Source organism: Pseudomonas sp. E102, from assembly GCF_052660185.1.
The window spans coordinates 2,696,264-2,715,565 of the sequence record NZ_CP084025.1 but is presented as its reverse complement, the minus strand read 5'-3'; the positions used below and the strand labels follow the sequence as shown (position 1 = coordinate 2,715,565).

Sequence of the window (19,302 nt, the reverse complement as noted above, 5' to 3'; positions counted from 1 at the left end):
ATATGAACATTCTGATGATTGATTCAATACGAGCGGATTATGTTGAGGCTGGTGAGTATTCCAGGGAGTCAGAGCTAAGGCCATATTTGCTAGAGGTTACATCCAATCCATCCGATGACCAATTAGCTTGGGCGGATGGAATTGTTGCCTTTCACTCGGTTGTCATCGATAAACCCTTAATTGCCAAAATGCATCGCTGTCGCGCGTTGGTGAAAGCAACCATCGGTGTAAATGACGTCGATATCGAGGCCTTGAGCGCAAAGGGTATCTTGCTTTCCAATATTGGTTCGGTGGGCGTCGAGGAAGTCGCTGAGCATGCGATGGCTCTTATCCTTTCAGCCCAGCGAAAGCTTTACGATTACGCCGCAGATATTAGGCGAGGTGGTTGGAACTGGAGGTCGCATTCCGGTGAGGTCAAAGCTTGCAGTGATACTGTCTTGGGCCTAATCGGTTACGGGGCGACCGGACGGGCGTTGGCCCATAGGGCGGCTGCCATGGGCTATCAAGTTTGCTATTACGATCCTTGCGTTGAACGATGCGTTGAGGGCATTGCGCAAGGTGAGTCATTGGAGTCATTGCTTTCCAAGGCAGACGTCATATCGTTGCATCTGCCTCTTACCCCCGACACCCGACACCTGCTCAACGATAGGTTTTTTTCACGTATCAAGCGTGGCGCAACACTGGTCAATACGGCGCGTGGTGCAATCGTAGATACTGACGCGTTGCTCAGGGCGTTGAACTCTGGGCATGTTTCAACGGCCATGCTAGACGTCCTTGAGGAGGAACCAGCCCCTCCACAAGCGCTTATCGATCATGAGCGCGTAGTGCTGACCCCTCATGCGGCGTTTTACAGCAAACAGTCCCTAGTAGAGTTAAAGACCAATGCTTTATCAGCATTACTGGGGCTGTTGCGGGGCGAAAGAGTCGACACCGTAATCAATCCAGGTTGCGCACAGGTGGAGGAGAAGGGGTATGCCTGAGTTAAAACTAGCAGATACTGAGTCCTTGAAGTCTGGTTTGCCAGCCTGGTTCGACTTGGCTATAGGGAACAGCATTCTTCAATACGGCCAACGCTTGGCAGCGCGGCAGTTATTGGTCAATACCCTTGGCAACATTGCGATACGTAGCAACTGCCCGTATTGGCGACGAGAGGTGGTCTATACCAAGCATCGAGGAGTGTCGCTGGAAGAGTGTGATCTTGAGCATCTGGCGGTCTTGGACCTACAGTCCAACAAGCTATTGCATGGTCGTTTTCGGCCCAGTATAGGACACCAGATGCACCGGGAGATCATGCGTTGCCGCTCCGACGTCAATGCCACTGTGCATCTTCATCCTAACGACGTCATTTCCTTTTTTGCTGTCATGCGATGGCAAGAAATGGAATACGTTTCGAATGACACCGCGCTTGTAATGGGTAAGCCGCCTTGCATCCTTGGTGAAGGTGTCAACATTGAGCTGGATGTGAGCGCCATCAGGCAATGTGCTCATGACACCAATTGTATTGTAATGCCAGGACACGGCATCACCAGCTTTGGGCGCGACTTATCTGAGGCTTTTCATCGTGCAGTGGCGTTTACTGCGGAAATCACTCGGCTAATTACTAGCCAATGTTTGTCGGCAGCGACAGGTAAATCAGTGTTGTATACCAGCGAAGAACAGGTACGGCAAATGTATGAGCTAGGTGAGCAGGTGATTTACGGGAGTCCGCTAAAATGAAAATTAATCAAGATATACGGCGGTCCGCGTCGTGGGAGGCGCCTGAACGCGATCTATCGTCAATTTTGCTGGATTTAAACGAAAATCAGTTTCTAGACGGTTTTCTAACAGAGTTTCTTGCTGCCGAACTAAAGGTGCAGGATCTGTTTACTTATCCAAACTATCAATCGCTGTTGGCCGAGCTGGCAGATTACTGCAAAACTTCGACTGACAATTTGCTTCTGACCAATGGAGCGGATCAGGCGATCGATTTGGTAGTACGCTTACTGTTCTCTCAGGGGGACCGGGTGGTCATCCCTTCTCCGGTGTTTTCCTTCTACTACCAAATGCTCTCCGTGGCTGGCGTCGAACCGGTGATTGTGGGATTTGAGAGGCAGGCACAAAGTTTTACGCTTTCGACCAGAGTTGTTCTCGATGCTCTGCACAACTGCCAAGGACTGATCCTATGTAACCCCAATAATCCTTTAGGGTTGCGAATTGACACTGAGCAACTGAGGATTTTGATTGAGGCTTGTGTGGAGTTGGACAAACCACTGATTGTTGATGAGTGCTACTTTGAGTATTTACAACATACCTGTCTCGACCTATGCGGAGCCGTTAGGCATTTGTTTATAATTCGTTCGTTTTCCAAGTATTTCGGTCTGGCGGGGCTGCGCCTGGGTTATGTCGTCACACATTCGGAGTCAATTAACGAGTTGTTGAAAGTGCGAGGGCCGTGGGATGTAAATCACGTTGCTGTGAAAGCAGCCCTTTTCTGTCTGAATAACCGTAAAGCATTGGAGCGAGCCCACTGCGAACTAGCCCGTGTGAAGCGCGAGATCATCGAATTTTCGCGGGCTTATGGAATTATTGTTTTCGATAGCGAAACAAATTTTTTGCTGCTGGAAGATCAGCGTGACGGTCGTCTCGCGAAGGCTTTCGCCAAGGCAAATATTCGCATATGCGATTGCTCAAAATATCCTCACAGTTTCGGATTGCTTGAAAACATTTTGCGCGTGGTCGTTCCGGCGCCTTCTGATCTCCAGGCATTTAAAATGGCGATAATGCAGGGAGTCGGTGATCAGGAACGCAGGATTGATGGAAAGGAAACCCTTCGGTAGTGAGATCTTTGGTAATAATGACCAATTTGAACAGCAACATGCGCAATGTGGTGGTGCTTCGATTGCTGTTCGTCATGGCGAATGCTTTGGGCCCTTTTGCGGCGTTATTTTTGCAGCGCCATTACCATTTCGATAGTTCCGAGGTCGCAGTGGTAATAACGCTGGTCGGTATTTTTTCTTGTCGGAAACTTGTTTGGAGGCGTATTGGTCAAGCATTATTCGTTCAGAATATTGTTGGCAAGTTCATCTTTTTGTTCGTTTGTATGCTTGCTGGGCGCGATGTTGCTTGGGGCGCCGGTTGCATCCGTTGCAACGGTTTTGCTGTTCATGTTTTTTGCAGGGCTGGTTACCCCCGTGTTCAGTCTGTTGACCTCTTTGGCGGCTAACGATAGCAACCGCATCGTTTTTTTTGGGTATCTGCATCTTGCCAGCAATCTGGGGGGAGCCCTGCTATTTGTCATTGGCGGATACTTGCTGGGGCTGGGCAGCGTTTACCTCATTGTTTTTGCTACGCTTGTGAGTCTGTTATGTCTTGCCTCAAGTGTCTCTCTTCGGCTTCCGACAAATCACCATAGCGCTGATGCAACAGTGGAATCCTCGAAGGGTTTGATAGTTAACCTGCCGAGGATTGTGGTGCTGGCAGGGGCCATGTTTTTTGCGCTGGCGGTACTGGATGCGCAGCGTGAGTACCACTTGCCTTTATGGCTTACGGAGCTAACGGCAGGTGAGGCAGCGAGCCTGTTCGGTGCGGTAGGTATCGTCAACGCCTTGCTGGTGATATTGCTGACGCAGCCATTAATCGCATTAACATCGCGTTTAGGGCCACTCACAAATTTCGCGCTTGCTGCGATTTTTTACAGTATTGGCTTTGGCGCCTATGCCATCTTCGAACATACGGTCCTGATTCTTTTGTTTGTATTTTTTTGGACACTGGGCGAAATTCTGAGTGTGACCTATATCACTGCCCTCATTTCACAGAAGGTTTCTTTGACTTCCCAAGCAGCGCTTTTTTCGTTTGTGCCGGTTGTGCTGGCTGGCGCGCGAATAGTATCTGTCGGGCTTGGGGCCTCGCTGATTGCGGGTGTTGGTTTTAAATTGAGTTGGGCGTTTTATGGCGGACTGGGTATCGTATTAGGAGCAATCTTTTTTTGGATTGGCGCTCGTTCAAAGAAATTATCGCGACGTAGCGGGGCAGAAGCTAAAGGTACAGTCTGAAATACGCTTCCAAATCCTTAGAAGAAAACGGGCCATTTCGAACGTTGAGATTGAAAGTTGAGGACTATCTATGCGATCAGAATACGATGCGGCCTGGGTTGAACGCGCTGCGCAAGCCTATTGGCGTAATAGCGATACATTTAAGACCGTCGAAGACGATCATCGACCGAAGTTTTATGCCTGCTCCATGTTGCCTTATCCATCGGGAAAGCTGCACATGGGACATGTACGCAACTATACGATCAACGACATGTTGGCGCGTCATTTGCGGATGAAAGGTTTCAATGTGTTGATGCCGATGGGTTGGGATGCCTTTGGATTGCCGGCGGAAAATGCGGCGATGAAGTCCGGCGTTTCACCCGCGCAGTGGACACAACTGAATATTGCCGACATGAAGTCGCAAATGCAGCCGCTGGGATTTGCCTTCGATTGGTCGCGGGAGGTATCCACTTGTGATCCGCAGTATTACAAGTGGAGCCAGTGGTTTTTCCTCCAGTTGCTGGAAAAGGGTGTTGTCTATAAAAAAACCCAAACCGTGAATTGGGACCCGGTCGATCGAACGGTTCTGGCCAACGAACAGGTGATCGACGGTCGGGGATGGCGTTCGGGGGCAGTCGTTGAAGAGCGCGAGATCCCTGGGTATTACCTACGCATTACTCAATATGCCGAGGAGTTGCTCGGCGCGATCGAAACGCTGGATGGCTGGCCGGACAGGGTGCGCGTCATGCAGCGCAACTGGATCGGCAGAACCGCGGGTGTGCGCCTGGCATTTTTCCACCAGATAAAAGACGTTGCCGGGCGACTGATCGAAGGAGGTGAGTTGTGGGTGTTCACGACGCGAGTCGACACGCTGATGGGGGTGACGTTCTGCGCCATCTCCCCCGAGCATGTCCTAGCTAAGCGAGCCCTGGAACTCAACCCCGATCTTGAACCATTGGTGACGGCGTGTCGGAACAAGGATTTTGACGAGGCGCTTGGCAAAATGGGTGTCCCTTGCGGCTTCAAGGTTGAGCATCCGTTGAGCGGGGAGCCTATCGAGTTATGGATAACCAACTATGTACTCGATAAATATGGTGAGGGTGCGCTGATGGGGGTGCCCGCCCACGATGAGCGTGATTTCGAATTCGCTCGGCAATATGATTTGCCCGTTCGCCAAGTCATTGCCCATGAAGGGGATGTTTACGATCCTCGTAACTGGTCCGATAGCTACGCTGGTTGTGAGGGCCGCCTGGTGAACTCAGGCATATACGATGGGCTATCCGTCGCTCAGGCGGCCCAGGCCATAACCACTGCACTGGTGGAATGTGGGAAAGGTGATCGACGGACTACTTGGCGCCTGCGCGATTGGGGAATCTCTCGACAGCGGTATTGGGGGACCCCCATTCCGATCATCCACTGCAAGCTATGTGGTGACGTTCCGGTGCCTTATTCGGACTTGCCGGTCGTACTTCCTGATGAATGCATCCCGGACGGCAGTGGGAACCCGCTACTTACCCATGACGGGTTTCGCCACGTAGCCTGTCCGTCTTGCTTGGCTCCTGCACTGCGTGAAACCGACACCATGGATACCTTCGTCGATTCAAGTTGGTATTTCATGCGCTATTGCGATCCAGACAATCACGCGTCCATGGTCGGGCCTGGCAGTCGCTATTGGATGCCGATCGATCAGTACATCGGCGGCATCGAACATGCTGTGCTGCACCTGCTCTATGCCCGGTTCTGGACCCGGGCGATGCGTGACGAAGGCTTGGTCGACTTCAGTGAGCCGTTCAAGAGTCTCTTCACCCAAGGAATGCTGCTCCGCGAAAGTTACTCCCGGAAAAAGGCCGACGGCAGCCGCCAATGGTTCTACCCCGCGCAAGTCGCTGTCGAATATGACCACAAGGGCCGCCCGATCAAGGCGATATCGCTGGGGGATGGTTTGCCAGTCGATATAGGCGGTGCGGAGAAAATGTCCAAATCCAAGAACAATGTTGTCGAGCCAAAGGAGATTATCGTCAAGTTCGGGGCCGACACTGCTCGATTGTTCACGATTTTTGCTGGTCCGCCTGACCAGGACACGGTATGGAGTGACAGCGGCGTGGAGGGCGCCTATCGCTTTTTGAGCCGGCTCTGGCGCTTCGCCCACGATTGCGGAACTCGGTTTGACGCGAGCGATCAGCTTGGGGAGTCTGCCGAGTCGAAACGTGTGCGGCATGAGGTTCATCGTCTGTTGCAGCAGATCAACAGGGACTTCGAGCGGCTGCAATACAACACCGTTGTCTCGGGCGCGATGAAAATCCTCAAGGTGCTCGAGGGTGCCAAGACCGCAAATCCGACAATTGTTCGTGAGGGTATGGCTATCCTATTGCAGGTTTTGTATCCGGTAACACCGCACGTTTCTCACGTTTTGTGGGAAGAGTTGGGTTATGCGGGCGTTATCCATGACAGTTCATGGCCAATGCCGGACGGGGACGCGCTGACGCAGGACGAAGTAAAGATGATCGTGCAAGTCAACGGAAAAGTGCGCGGCGAGATCATGATCGAATCCGATGCCGACCATGAGGCGATACGGCTACGGGTATCGTCCGATGCGCTATTACACAAGCGTCTGGAGGGGGCTGTCAGGATGGTTGTGGTGCCAAACCGCCTGGTGAATTTTATAGTCTGAGGTCCTGCAAGCTGTCAGTGCAGGAAATGGCGGATATCGGAATTGCGGGTGCCGCAATCTCCCAAACAATAGAAAAAAAGCCCCGAACCAGTCGGGGCTTCAAATCGTCGGCTTTGCGGTTAGTTTTTATTCGGTCCGCAAGTGCCGTTTGCTCGATGGATCAGTGGAACTGTTCTTCTTCGGTCGAGCCGGTCAGCGCGGTCACGGACGAGGTGCCGCCCTGGATCACGGTGGTCATGTCGTCGAAGTAGCCGGTGCCGACTTCCTGCTGGTGGGCCACAAAGGTGTAGCCTTTGGCGGCGTCAGCGAATTCCTGCTCTTGCAGCTTCACGTAGGCGGTCATGTCGTTGCGGGCGTAGTCGTGCGCCAGGTTGAACATGCTGTGCCACATGTTGTGAATGCCGGCCAGGGTGATGAACTGGTGCTTGTAGCCCATGGCGGACAGTTCGCGCTGGAACTTGGCGATGGTCGCGTCGTCCAGGTTCTTCTTCCAGTTGAAGGAAGGCGAGCAGTTGTACGACAGCAGTTGGTCCGGGTATTCCTTCTTGATCGCTTCGGCGAAGCGACGGGCTTCTTCCAGGTCCGGCTTGGCGGTTTCGCACCAGATCAGGTCGGCGTACGGGGCGTAGGCCAGGCCGCGGGCGATGGCCTGGTCGAGGCCAGCGCGTACTTTGTAAAAGCCTTCCTGGGTACGGGTGCCGGTGACGAACGGCTGGTCGTACGGGTCGCAGTCCGAGGTCAGCAGGTCAGCGGCGTTCGCGTCGGTACGGGCCAGGATGATGGTCGGTACGCCTGCAACGTCGGCCGCCAGGCGAGCGGCGGTCAGCTTCTGTACGGCTTCCTGGGTAGGAACCAGTACCTTGCCGCCCATGTGGCCGCATTTCTTCACCGAGGCCAATTGGTCTTCGAAGTGAACGCCGGCGGCACCTGCCTCGATCATGCTCTTCATCAGTTCGTAGGCGTTCAGTACGCCGCCGAAACCGGCTTCGGCATCAGCCACGATAGGTGCGAAGTAGTCGATGTAGCCTTCGTCGCCCGGGTTCTTGCCGGCTTTCCACTGGATCTGGTCGGCGCGACGGAACGAGTTGTTGATGCGCTTGACCACGGTTGGAACCGAGTCCACTGGGTACAGCGACTGGTCAGGGTACATGGATTCGGCGGAGTTGTTGTCCGCGGCCACTTGCCAGCCCGACAGGTAGATCGCCTGGATACCGGCCTTGACTTGCTGCACAGCCTGGCCGCCAGTCAGGGCGCCCATGCAGTTGACGAAGTCTTTCTCGGGGCGGAAGGAAGGCTTGGCGCCCTGAGTGACCAGGTTCCACAGCTTCTCGGCGCCCATTTTCGCAAAGGTGTGTTCAGGTTGAACCGAACCACGCAGACGGACGACGTCAGCAGCGGAATAATTGCGCTTCACGCCTTTCCAGCGCGGGTTTTCAGCCCAGTCTTTTTCAAGGGCTGCAATTTGCTGTTCGCGTGTCAGTGCCATGGAGATAAACCTCGTCGCATAGGTCTGGAGTGGAAAATTCCTGCTCCTGCCGACCAGGGGTTGGCGTACAAGTCGGTTCAGGCGGGGAGGCGACGGGATGAACGATGGGCTCGAGGGGAAAGTGAGCAGGTAGAGGCGAACTGCGGGCGCATTCGGGCGTCGTGGGCCTTTATACGAACTCAGAGTGATGCCGGGTTACCTAGTTACGCTTCCGTCCCTCGGGACAACTTCGTTCCAGTCGCAACCTCGTCAAACACACCTTGTGGGCGGTACAGACACGAATCGGCTCGCAGGGTAGTTGCAAGCATCGACCCGAAGGCCCTTGCCAGGGCCCCTGATTAGCGGGAGCGAGGCCATCATGCCCTCGGTTTTTTGGCTCGTCAAACGTTTTGTAGTGCTTTTTTTCAAGCACTACATCTTTGGTCTAATACGACTCATCAGTCAGTTTTTGGTGCTTCAGTTCAGGGTGTCGACCTTCACCCGCAGAATCATGTCATCCCGGCCTTGGGTCGAGTAGCTGCGGGTCAGGCCTTGTTTGTCGGCTTGAGTCTGGCGGTTCACCCCAGCGAGGGTGATCCATTCGCCGAGGCGCCCGCTGACGGTTGTGTCGGTGCTTTGCACGTTCACTACATCTGGACGTTCCTGGCTCATGCGGTCACGGTTGGTGCTGATACTCAGGTGAACGGTCTCGCCAGTGACACTGGCGGTGACATAAAAACCTTGGGTGACGTTGCGGTATTCGGTCTGGCTTTGCATGCGACCGTAGCCGTCGGTCTGGTTGCTGGTGAATGGCACGCTCTGACCGACCTGGATGAGCGCCGGCTGGCCTTCGCTGGCCTGGATCTGCTGCACGCCGCCCTCACGGCTGGCGGTGCTGCGGTTGATGATGCGCGTCTGGCTGGGCGCGGCGCCGTTGATCGAGTAGCCCTGGTCACCTTGCAGGTTGTTCTCGTTGGTGTCGACAGTGATCAGCAAGCGCTTGGGAGCGGTGTCCAGTTGCGCCAGGAATTGGCGGAGTTCTTCGATCTTGCCCGGTTCGGCATTCACGATCAGTTGGTTGCCGTAGGCGCTTACCTGGCCATCCTTGCCGAGGAAATTCTGTGCCACCGGCAGTAGATCCGCGCTGGTGCGGTAGTTCAGCGGTACGATTTCGGTTGCGGCCATGACTGACAGGCTGCAGCCGAGCAGCAGGGTGGTCAGCAAGGTGCGTAGGGACATGTCCATTTCTCCGCGAGACAAAGGCTAGATATTGCCAGTTTGTCGGCCCCGGGTGGGGCAAGTTGAATGGTAGACGGCAAAACGCCCCGGCATCGGTGGATGGCGGGGCGTTTTGTGATGCTGATAATGTACTTGTGGCGAGGGGATTTATCCCCGCTGGGCTGCGAAGCAACCCCAATCAAGCTAATTTCGTCAACCTGACACACCGCAGTGACTGATTTGAGGGTTGCTGCGCAACCCAGCGGGGATAAATCCCCTCGCCACAGGGTATTGTGTTGCTGCTTCCAGCGGTTTCAGGCCGAGCGCCGCACCATGTCCACATGGGGAATGCCGGCCTCGAGGAATTCCTCGCTGACCACTGCAAACCCCAGTCGCTCGTAGAACGGCGTGGCATGGACCTGGGCGCTGAGCATCTGCTGTTGCAATCCGCGTCTCTCGGCCTCGGCGATCACTGCATGCATCAACGCATCGCCGACCTTCAGGCCGCGCCAGTCCTTGAGGACCGAGACGCGACCGATATGGCCGTCAGTCAGCAGCCGCGCGGTACCGATGGGGAAGTCGCCTTCGAAGGCCAGGAAATGCACGGCGTCCTGGTCATCCGAATCCCACTCCAACTCTGGGGGTACGGATTGCTCGGCAATGAACACCGTTTCACGAATGCGCCGGATCTCGGCGTTATCCTTTTGCCAGTCTGCGACACGAACGTGAATTTTATTCATCGGCGAACCCCAGGCTGCCTTGTTTGACCAATTCGTGGATAAGGCCGCGGCCTTCTTCATCGTCCAGCCATGGGCCGAGGTTTTCGATGTGCAGCGCGTCGGCGGCGCAGATCATCTTCAGCAGGTCCCGCAGCTTGCCCGGCAGATAACGGCTCTGGCCGCTGGCGAACAGTAGCAGGTCGTCGTCGACTTCCGACCAGGCCAGGCGCGCGCTCGGGTTGCGGATGATCACGGCACCCTGTTCCAGGCCAGCCAGCAGATCGTCTTCTTCCAGCTCCGGGCCTACCACCAGTTCCGGGTAGCGTGGCTCGGTCATGAACTGGCCGAACCAGGTCAGCAGCAAGCGCTCATCGCTCATGTGCTCGGCCAGAAGGCCCTTGAGGCGGTCCAGGGCGTCGTGCTGGATCTGGTGCGGGTCCGCGACGGGGCGTGCGTCGGCGTCGGTGTAACGCTCTTCGTCCGGCAGGAACTGGCTGAGGAAGTCGGTGAAGTGGGTGAGCACTTCGGCTGCGCTCGGCGCTCGGAAGCCGACCGAGTAGGTCATGCAGTCATCCACGGCGACACCGCAGTGGGCCAGGCGCGGTGGCAAGTAGAGCATGTCGCCGGGTTCCAGGGTCCACTCGTCGGTGGCCTCGAAATCGGCGAGGATGCGCAGGTCCGCATGGGGCAGCAGCGGGCTTTCGGAGTCGCACATCTGGCCGATCTTCCAGTTGCGCTTGCCATGGCCTTGCAACAGGAAAACGTCGTAGTTGTCGAAGTGCGGACCGACACCGCCACCCGGGGCGGCGAAGCTGATCATCACGTCGTCGATGCGCCAGCTCGGCAGGAAGCGGAAATGCTCCAGCAGCTCGCTGACTTCGGGGACGAACTGGTCGACCGCCTGCACCAGCAGCGTCCACTCGCGCTCCGGCAGCTTGCTGAATTCATCTTCGGCGAACGGGCCGCGACGCAACTCCCAGGGACGCTCGCCGTGCTCGATCACCAGGCGCGATTCAACCTCTTCTTCCAGCGCAAGGCCGGCCAGTTCGTCGGCATCGATCGGGCTTTCGAAGTCAGGAATCGCCTGGCGGATCAGCAGGGGTTTCTTCTGCCAGTAATCGCGCAGGAACTCCCGTGCCGTGATGCCGCCCAGGAGTTGCAGTGGAATGTCAGGATTCATGTGTAACCTATTGAAAAAATATACTTTTCAGACGCGAATAAAAACGCCCGGCGCGGCCGGGCGTCTCAAAGGTAAAGCGATGTGTCAGATGCGCTTGGCTTGTGCCGCCGCGTTGCCGATGTAGCTGGCCGGGGTCAGCTTCTTCAGCTCGGCCTTGGCTTCGGCAGGCATGTCCAGGCCATCGATGAAAGTCTGCAGCGCTTCAGGGCTGATGCCCTTGCCACGGGTCAGCTCTTTGAGCTTCTCGTACGGGTTTTCGATGTTGTAGCGACGCATCACGGTCTGGATCGGCTCGGCCAGGACTTCCCAGCAGGCATCCAGGTCGGCGGCGATCTTATGCTCGTTCAGTTCCAGCTTGCCGATGCCCTTGAGGCTGGCCTCGTAGGCGATGACGCTATGGGCAAACCCCACGCCCAGGTTGCGCAGCACGGTAGAGTCGGTCAGGTCGCGCTGCCAGCGGGAAATCGGCAGCTTGCTCGCCAAGTGCTGGAACAGCGCGTTGGCGATGCCCAGGTTGCCTTCGGAGTTTTCGAAATCGATCGGGTTGACCTTGTGCGGCATGGTCGAGGAACCGATCTCGCCGGCGATGGTGCGCTGCTTGAAGTAACCCAGGGAGATGTAGCCCCAGATATCGCGGTCGAAGTCGATCAGGATGGTGTTGAAGCGTGCGATCGCATCGAACAGCTCGGCGATGTAGTCGTGCGGTTCGATCTGGGTGGTGTACGGGTTGAAGCTCAGACCCAGTTCGTCTTCGATGAAGGCGCGGGCGTTGGCTTCCCAGTCGATGTCCGGGTAGGCCGACAGGTGGGCGTTGTAGTTGCCCACGGCGCCGTTGATCTTGCCCAGCAGGGGCACGGCGGCCACCTGGGTGATCTGGCGCTCCAGGCGGTAGACGACGTTTGCCAACTCCTTGCCCAGGGTGGTCGGCGAAGCCGGTTGACCGTGGGTGCGCGACAGCATCGGCACGTCGGCGAAGCGGATCGCCAGCTCGCGAATGGCCTGGGCGATCTGGCGCATCAGAGGCAGCAGCACATCGTCACGGCCTTCGCGCAGCATCAGGGCGTGGGACAGGTTGTTGATGTCCTCGCTGGTGCAGGCGAAGTGGATGAACTCACTGACGTTGGCCAGTTCCGGCAGCTTGGCCGCCTGCTCCTTGAGCAGGTACTCGATGGCCTTGACGTCGTGGTTGGTGGTGCGCTCGATCTCTTTGACGCGCTCAGCGTGCTCCAGGGCGAAATTGTCGGCCAGAGCGTTCAGCACTGCGTTGGCTTCGGCGGAAAAGGCCGGAACTTCACCAATGCCAGGGTGGGCGGCCAGGCGCTGGAGCCAGCGCACTTCAACCAGGACACGGGCACGGATCAGGCCGTACTCGCTGAAAATAGGGCGCAGGGCCTGGGTTTTGCCGGCGTAGCGGCCGTCTACAGGGGAAACCGCAGTGAGCGAAGAGAGCTGCATGGGGTGTTCTCGGACAGTCGGGCAACGAAATGGGGCGCGTATCATACATGAAAATCAGCGCCGGTCCGTCGCCAACTGACCGGCGTGTTACGCGTAAAGAGGTACAAAAGCAGGTCGAGGCGACTTATTCGTTGCGCATCAACGGGTAAAGCTCTTTCAATAATTTGCGTCGGCTGATCACCAGTTGCCAACGATGGCCGCCCAGCTGCCGCCACAGCCGTGCCGAGCGGATCCCGGCGAGCAGCAGGGCGCGGATCTTCGAGGCGTTGCTCGGTTGCTGCAGGTTGCGCATGTCGCCATGCACCTGGATGCGCTGGCGCAGCGTGCTCAAGGTGTCCTGGTACAGCGCGCCGCATGCGGCGATCACGTTTTCGTGGGACGGGCCGAAATGCTCGACCTGGGATTGGATCTGCGGCAAACGATTGCCGATGGTTTCCAGCAGGTCGTCACGCTTGGCCAACTGGCGCTCCAGGCCCAGCATCGACAGGGCGTAGCGCAGCGGTTCGCGTTGCAGGGCGCTGGGGTCGCGCTCCAGGGCGCCGATCAAGGCGCGGTAGCCTTCGCGCAGGTTCAAGTCGTCGCCACCGTAGACCTCCAGGGTGTCCTTGGGGTCGCGTACCAGCAGGCTGCCGAGCATGCAGCCCAGGCCGGCCTCGGTGGCCTGGCCGGTCTTGGCGATCCGGTCCACCAGCACGGCGGCCAGGAAGACGCCGCCCAGCGCCGTCAGTTGTTCCTGGATTGGCGTCATGCCTTGCTGCTCCATGGCTCGGCGACTTCGATCACGCCGCCGCCCAGGCAGATTTCGCCGTCGTAGAACACCACCGACTGGCCGGGCGTGACCGCGCGCTGCGGGTCATCGAAGGTGGCGCGGTAGCCTGTCTCGGTTTTTTCCAAGGTGCAGGCCTGGTCGCTCTGGCGATAGCGAACCTTGGCCGTCAGGCGGCGCGGTTCGCTGAGGTCGATCGGGTTGACCCAATAGATGTCCGAGGCGAGCAGGGCGCCGGAGAACAGCCACGGGTGGTCGTTACCCTGGCCAACGATCAGCTCGTTGTGCTCCAGGTCCTTGACCAGCACGTACCACGGCTCTTCGCCGGCGTCCTTCAACCCGCCGATGCCCAGGCCTTGGCGCTGGCCGATGGTGTGGTACATCAGGCCATGGTGGCGGCCGATGACCTCGCCTTCGGTCGTCTTGATCTCGCCCGGCTGCGCCGGCAGGTATTGCTTGAGGAAGTCGCTGAAACGGCGCTCGCCAATGAAGCAGATCCCGGTGGAGTCCTTTTTCTTGGCGGTGGCGAGTTGGTGCTTCTCGGCGATCGCGCGTACTTCGGGCTTTTCCAGCTCGCCAACCGGGAACAAGGTCTTGGCGATCTGCTCGCCGCCAACGGCATGCAGGAAGTAGCTCTGGTCCTTGTTCGGATCCAGGCCCTTGAGCAGTTCGGTACGGCCGTCGATGTCGCGGCGGCGCACGTAGTGGCCAGTAGCGATCAGGTCGGCGCCGAGCATCATGGCGTAGTCGAGGAACGCCTTGAACTTGATTTCGCGGTTGCAGAGGATGTCCGGGTTCGGTGTGCGACCGGCCTTGTATTCGGCCAGGAAATGCTCGAACACGTTGTCCCAGTACTCGGCGGCGAAATTCGCGGTGTGCAGCTTGATGCCTATCTTGTCGCACACGGCCTGGGCGTCCGCCAGGTCGTCCATGGCGGTGCAGTATTCGGTTCCGTCGTCTTCTTCCCAGTTCTTCATGAACAGGCCTTCCACCTCATAACCCTGCTCGATCAGCAGAAGGGCGGAAACGGAAGAGTCCACGCCACCGGACATGCCGACGATGACGCGTTGCTTTGGGGTGTTCGAAGAGGCTGGATCACGCATAGGAATTCAATGAGTGTCTTGAAAAAGGACGCGATTCTATCAGGCCCGGGCGCGCAAGGCTAAAGAGAAGGGCGGATAAGCTCCAGGCTATGGCGATGGCCGGCCAGGTAATCGTCGATGCAACGGATGATGAGCTCGCTGCGCCAGCGGTCGCGCTGCTCGAGCAGTTCGTCGCGGGTCAGCCATTTGGCGCCTAGGATGCCATCGTCCAGTTGATACTCGGGGTGGAGTTTCAGGGCCTTGGCGGCGAAGCAGACCCGCTGGTAGGTCACGCCGTTGCTGGGGGCGGTGTACAGATAGATGCCTGTTACGCTGGTGGGCTCTACGTCCCAGCCGGTTTCTTCCAGGGTTTCGCGCACGGCGGCCTCGATCAGTGTTTCGTTCGGATCCAGGTGGCCGGCGGGCTGGTTGAGCACGGCGCGCCCGCCCTTGGATTCCTCGACCATCAAGAAGCGGCCGTTGTCTTCAACAATGGTGGCGACGGTGATGTGGGGGTTCCAGTCCATGGGGAGTCCTCGATTTCAGGTTGGAATGCCGGCCTCTGTGGGAGCGAGCTTGCTCGCGATAGCGGTGGGTCAGTCAATATCAATGTCGAATGCTACATCGCAATCGCGAGCAAGCTCGCTCCCACAGGGGAATATATTGTCAAGGGGAAATAGGGTATGCCAGAAACACAAACCCCGGCACAAGGCCGGGGTTTGTGGTGCTTGCTTACAACCTTACACCAGCGCAGCAATCGCCGCGTTGAAGGTGGCGCTTGGGCGCATGGCCTTGCTGGTCAGCTCGGGGTTGGCGAAGTAGTAGCCGCCGATGTCCACGGGCTTGCCTTGCACGGCATTGAGTTCGGCAACGATTTTTTCTTCGTTGTCGGTCAAGGTCTTCGCCAGGGTGGTGAATTGCGCCTTGAGGGCTGCGTCGTCATCCTGAGCGGCCAGTGCCTGGGCCCAGAACAGGGTCAGGTAGAAGTGGCTGCCGCGGTTGTCGATGCCGCCGACCTTGCGCGAAGGCGACTTGTTGCGGTCCAGGAACTCACCAGTCGCCTGGTCGAGGGTCTTGGCCAGCACCAGCGCCTTGGGGTTGTTGTAGGTCGCGCCCAGGTGTTCCAGGGATGCGGCCAGGGCGAGGAACTCGCCCAGGGAATCCCAGCGCAGGAAGTTTTCTTCCAGCAGTTGCTGCACGTGCTTGGGTGCCGAGCCGCCGGCGCCGGTTTCGAACAGGCCACCGCCGTTCATCAGCGGCACGATCGACAGCATCTTGGCGCTGGTGCCCAGTTCCATGATCGGGAACAGGTCAGTCAGGTAGTCGCGCAGTACGTTGCCGGTCACCGAAATGGTGTCCTTGCCTTCGCGGGTGCGAGCCAGGGTGAACTTCATCGCGTCGACAGGCGACATGATGCGGATGTCCAGACCGCTGGTGTCGTGGTCCTTCAGGTACGCCTGGACCTTCTCGATCATCACGCCGTCGTGGGCGCGCATCGGGTCGAGCCAGAAGATCGCCGGGGTGGCGCTGGCGCGGGCACGGTTGACGGCCAGCTTGACCCAATCCTGGATCGGCGCGTCCTTGGTCTGGCACATGCGGAAGATATCGCCAGCCTCGACGGTCTGCTCCAGCAGGGTTTGACCGTTGTTGTCCGAAACACGAACCACACCGTCAGCCTTGATCTGGAAGGTCTTGTCGTGGGAGCCATACTCTTCGGCTTTCTTGGCCATCAGGCCGACGTTCGGCACGCTGCCCATGGTGGTTGGGTCGAAGGCGCCGTGTTGCTTGCAATCTTCGATCACCGCTTGGTAGATGGTGGCGTAGCAGCGATCCGGGATCACAGCCTTGGTGTCGTGCAGTTGGCCGTCGGTGCCCCACATCTTGCCGGAGTCACGGATCATGGCCGGCATCGAGGCGTCGATGATGACGTCGCTCGGTACGTGCAGGTTGGTGATGCCCTTGTCGGAGTTGACCATCGCCAGCGCCGGACGAACGGCGTAGACCGCCTGGATGTCGGCTTCGATCTGGGCCTGCTGCTCGGCAGGCAGGGCCTTGATGCGCGCGTACAGGTCGCCGATGCCGTTGTTCAGGTTGAAGCCGATCTGCTCCAGCACCTCGGCGTGCTTGGCCAGCGCGTCTTTATAGTACTCGGCGACGATCTGACCGAACATGATCGGGTCGGAGACCTTCATCATGGTCGCCTTCAGATGGACCGACAGCAGGACGCCTTTTTGCTTGGCGTCTTCGATTTCAGCGGCGATGAAGTTGCGCAGGGCGTTTTTGCTCATCACGGCGCAATCGAGGATCTCACCGGCTTGTACGGTGGTTTTTTCCTTGAGGACGGTGGCAGTGCCGTCCTTGGCGATCAGCTCGATCTTCACGGTGCCCGCGGCGTCGATCAGGGCGGCTTTTTCGCTGCCGTAGAAATCGCCGGCGCTCATGTGAGCCACGTGGGATTTGGAGTCGGCAGCCCAGGCGCCCATTTTATGCGGGTGCTTGCGAGCATAATTCTTGACCGACAGCGGCGCGCGGCGGTCGGAGTTGCCTTCGCGCAGGACCGGGTTCACGGCGCTGCCCTTGACCTTGTCGTAACGGGCGCGAGCATCTTTCTCGGCGTCGGTGGTCACGGTTTCCGGGTAGTCCGGCAGTGCGTAGCCCTGGGCCTGCAATTCCTTGATCGCGGCCTGCAGTTGCGGCACCGAGGCGCTGATGTTCGGCAGCTTGATGATGTTGGCTTCAGGCGTGACGGCCAGGTCGCCCAATTCGGCGAGGTGGTCGGCTACGGCTTTGTCACCCAGTTGCTCGGGGAAGCTGGCCAGGATGCGTCCTGCGAGGGAGATATCGCGGGTCTCCACGGCGATATCGGCCGAAGCGGTGAAGGCTTCGACGATCGGCAGCAGCGAATAGGTGGCGAGGGCAGGCGCTTCGTCGGTGAAGGTATAGATGATCTTCGAGCGGGTGGGCATATTCGGATTAACTCTCTTCTTTGCTAAAGCATGCGCAGAAACTCGAGGGGCGCCGGGTAAGCGCGTTCGTTCAAAGTCATCCGTGAGCCGAATGTCGAGGTTTCTTCGCGGTGATGTTGGGTGCATCAGTCGAGCGTCAAGCGGTCGGGCCGCGGTAACGGTCCGGCTTTAAAGTGGCGGAAAGTCTCGTGATAGAGCCGTCAGCCGTCGTGACCCTGTGGTCAGCGGCGGCATTATACATAGGTAGCTGGCGATCTGCCGACGGTTCATAGACTTCCGTACACGTCCATTGGTCTAAACGTCGCAGGCCGGGGGGTTGGACTATGCTCGAATTTGGCGCTTTTCCCTTGGTTTTCAGGCTTGTACGCGGCGAACTTGATTAAATTGCCGGGGATGGGCCGAACGTAGGGTTTGCGTGCCGATACAACTGGGGTACGCTCGAACGCAGCCAGATGTTCAATCCAAGCAATGGAGTTCAGCATGGGGTATCAAAAGATTCAGGTTCCGGCCGTCGGTGACAAAATCACCGTCAATGCAGACCATTCTCTTAATGTTCCCGACAATCCGATCATCCCTTTCATTGAAGGCGACGGCATTGGCGTTGATATCAGTCCGGTCATGATCAAGGTGGTGGACGCTGCGGTCGAAAAGGCCTACGGCGGCAAGCGCAAGATTTCCTGGATGGAAGTTTATGCGGGCGAAAAAGCGACCCAGGTCTACGACCAGGACACCTGGCTACCCCAGGAAACCCTGGACGCGGTCAAGGATTACGTGGTTTCCATCAAGGGCCCGCTGACCACGCCGGTCGGTGGCGGTATCCGCTCGCTGAACGTTGCATTGCGCCAGCAGCTCGACCTGTATGTCTGCCTTCGCCCGGTGCGCTGGTTTGAAGGCGTCCCGAGTCCGGTCAAGAAACCGGGCGATGTGGACATGACCATCTTCCGCGAGAACTCCGAGGACATCTACGCCGGTATCGAGTGGAAGGCCGGTTCGGCCGAAGCAACCAAGGTGATCAAGTTCCTCAAAGAGGAAATGGGCGTCACCAAGATCCGTTTCGACGAAGATTGCGGCATCGGCGTCAAGCCGGTCTCCAAGCAGGGCACCAAGCGCCTGGCACGCAAGGCCTTGCAATATGTCGTCGATAATGACCGCGATTCGCTGACTATCGTGCACAAAGGCAACATCATGAAGTTCACCGAAGGTGCCTTCAAGGAATGGGCCTACGAGGTGGCGGCCGAAGAGTTCGGCGCGACCCTGCTCGACGGCGGCCCGTGGATGCAGTTCAAGAATCCGAAGACCGGGAAGAATGTTGTGGTCAAGGACGCCATCGCCGACGCCATGCTCCAGCAGATCCTGCTGCGCCCGGCCGAATACGACGTGATCGCGACCCTGAACCTCAACGGCGACTACCTCTCCGATGCCCTGGCGGCTGAAGTAGGCGGTATCGGTATCGCGCCGGGCGCCAACCTGTCCGACACCGTGGCAATGTTCGAGGCCACCCACGGCACCGCGCCTAAATATGCGGGCAAGGACCAGGTCAACCCGGGGTCGTTGGTCCTCTCGGCGGAAATGATGCTGCGCCACATGGGGTGGACCGAGGCGGCCGACCTGATCATCAAGGGCACCAACGGCGCAATTTCGGCCAAGACCGTGACCTATGACTTCGAACGCCTGATGGACGGTGCCAAGCTGGTGTCGTCTTCCGGTTTCGGCGATGCGCTGATTTCCCATATGTAAGCGAAGCCTGAACACAAAAATGCCCGGTTCGAG

The 19,302-nt window shown here is 57.8% G+C and carries 15 protein-coding genes; 6 read left to right on the top strand and 9 right to left on the bottom strand.

What is annotated here, in order from left to right; genetic code table 11:
• The first annotated feature begins 2 nt into the window (after positions 1 to 2).
• The 5 genes from DOCECA_RS12095 (at position 3) to leuS (ending at position 6,681) form a co-directional block, all read left to right on the top strand.
• On the top strand, positions 3 to 980 hold the full coding sequence (locus tag DOCECA_RS12095; RefSeq protein ID WP_445572048.1) for a C-terminal binding protein: 978 nt from the start codon (positions 3 to 5) through the stop codon (positions 978 to 980).
• Positions 973 to 1,716: a class II aldolase/adducin family protein gene (locus DOCECA_RS12090; RefSeq protein ID WP_434648135.1), complete on the top strand. Its 744-nt coding sequence runs from the start codon at positions 973 to 975 to the stop codon at positions 1,714 to 1,716. The genes DOCECA_RS12095 and DOCECA_RS12090 overlap by 8 nt, the downstream gene beginning before the upstream one ends.
• A complete protein-coding gene (locus tag DOCECA_RS12085; protein WP_445572047.1) occupies positions 1,713 to 2,816 on the top strand; it encodes a pyridoxal phosphate-dependent aminotransferase in 1,104 nt (367 codons plus the stop codon). The genes DOCECA_RS12090 and DOCECA_RS12085 overlap by 4 nt, the downstream gene beginning before the upstream one ends.
• 204 nt (positions 2,817 to 3,020) lie before the next feature.
• Positions 3,021 to 4,031 (top strand): MFS transporter, encoded by a 1,011-nt coding sequence (locus DOCECA_RS12080; RefSeq protein ID WP_445572046.1) that lies wholly within the window; start codon positions 3,021 to 3,023, stop codon positions 4,029 to 4,031.
• 70 nt (positions 4,032 to 4,101) lie between these two features.
• On the top strand, positions 4,102 to 6,681 hold the full coding sequence (leuS, locus tag DOCECA_RS12075; RefSeq protein ID WP_445572045.1) for a leucine--tRNA ligase: 2,580 nt from the start codon (positions 4,102 to 4,104) through the stop codon (positions 6,679 to 6,681).
• Between the two features lie 160 nt (positions 6,682 to 6,841).
• Here leuS and aceA read toward each other — a convergent pair whose 3' ends face one another.
• From aceA to DOCECA_RS12030, 9 genes are all read right to left on the bottom strand, one after another.
• Positions 6,842 to 8,167, bottom strand: a complete 1,326-nt coding sequence (gene aceA / locus DOCECA_RS12070) for an isocitrate lyase (RefSeq protein WP_445572044.1) — start codon at positions 8,165 to 8,167, stop codon at positions 6,842 to 6,844.
• A 456-nt stretch (positions 8,168 to 8,623) separates the two neighbouring features.
• Entirely contained in the window at positions 8,624 to 9,385 is a 762-nt protein-coding gene (locus tag DOCECA_RS12065; RefSeq protein WP_434559591.1) for a secretin N-terminal domain-containing protein, read from the bottom strand.
• Positions 9,386 to 9,678: 293 nt separating this feature from the next.
• Positions 9,679 to 10,104 (bottom strand): GNAT family N-acetyltransferase, encoded by a 426-nt coding sequence (locus tag DOCECA_RS12060; RefSeq protein WP_420765869.1) that lies wholly within the window; start codon positions 10,102 to 10,104, stop codon positions 9,679 to 9,681.
• The gene (locus DOCECA_RS12055) at positions 10,097 to 11,263 is read right to left on the bottom strand and encodes a ribosomal protein uL16 3-hydroxylase (protein WP_420765870.1); all 1,167 of its coding nucleotides are present in this window, start codon (positions 11,261 to 11,263) and stop codon (positions 10,097 to 10,099) included. Before DOCECA_RS12055 ends, DOCECA_RS12060 begins: the two co-directional genes overlap by 8 nt.
• Before the next feature lie 84 nt (positions 11,264 to 11,347).
• Positions 11,348 to 12,718 (bottom strand): adenylosuccinate lyase, encoded by a 1,371-nt coding sequence (gene purB / locus DOCECA_RS12050; protein WP_434606550.1) that lies wholly within the window; start codon positions 12,716 to 12,718, stop codon positions 11,348 to 11,350.
• Positions 12,719 to 12,842: 124 nt separating this feature from the next.
• Positions 12,843 to 13,466, bottom strand: coding sequence for a high frequency lysogenization protein HflD (gene hflD / locus DOCECA_RS12045; protein WP_039592880.1), 624 nt, complete (start codon positions 13,464 to 13,466; stop codon positions 12,843 to 12,845).
• Entirely contained in the window at positions 13,463 to 14,587 is a 1,125-nt protein-coding gene (gene mnmA / locus DOCECA_RS12040) for a tRNA 2-thiouridine(34) synthase MnmA (RefSeq protein ID WP_434606547.1), read from the bottom strand. The genes hflD and mnmA overlap by 4 nt, the downstream gene beginning before the upstream one ends.
• A 59-nt stretch (positions 14,588 to 14,646) precedes the next feature.
• A complete protein-coding gene (locus DOCECA_RS12035) occupies positions 14,647 to 15,093 on the bottom strand; it encodes an NUDIX hydrolase (RefSeq protein ID WP_434606544.1) in 447 nt (148 codons plus the stop codon).
• 213 nt (positions 15,094 to 15,306) lie between these two features.
• Positions 15,307 to 17,532, bottom strand: coding sequence for an NADP-dependent isocitrate dehydrogenase (locus tag DOCECA_RS12030; protein WP_445572043.1), 2,226 nt, complete (start codon positions 17,530 to 17,532; stop codon positions 15,307 to 15,309).
• Between the two features lie 480 nt (positions 17,533 to 18,012).
• Between DOCECA_RS12030 and icd the strand changes: the two genes are divergently transcribed.
• Positions 18,013 to 19,269: an NADP-dependent isocitrate dehydrogenase gene (icd, locus tag DOCECA_RS12025; RefSeq protein ID WP_445572042.1), complete on the top strand. Its 1,257-nt coding sequence runs from the start codon at positions 18,013 to 18,015 to the stop codon at positions 19,267 to 19,269.
• The last annotated feature ends 33 nt before the right edge of the window (positions 19,270 to 19,302 follow it).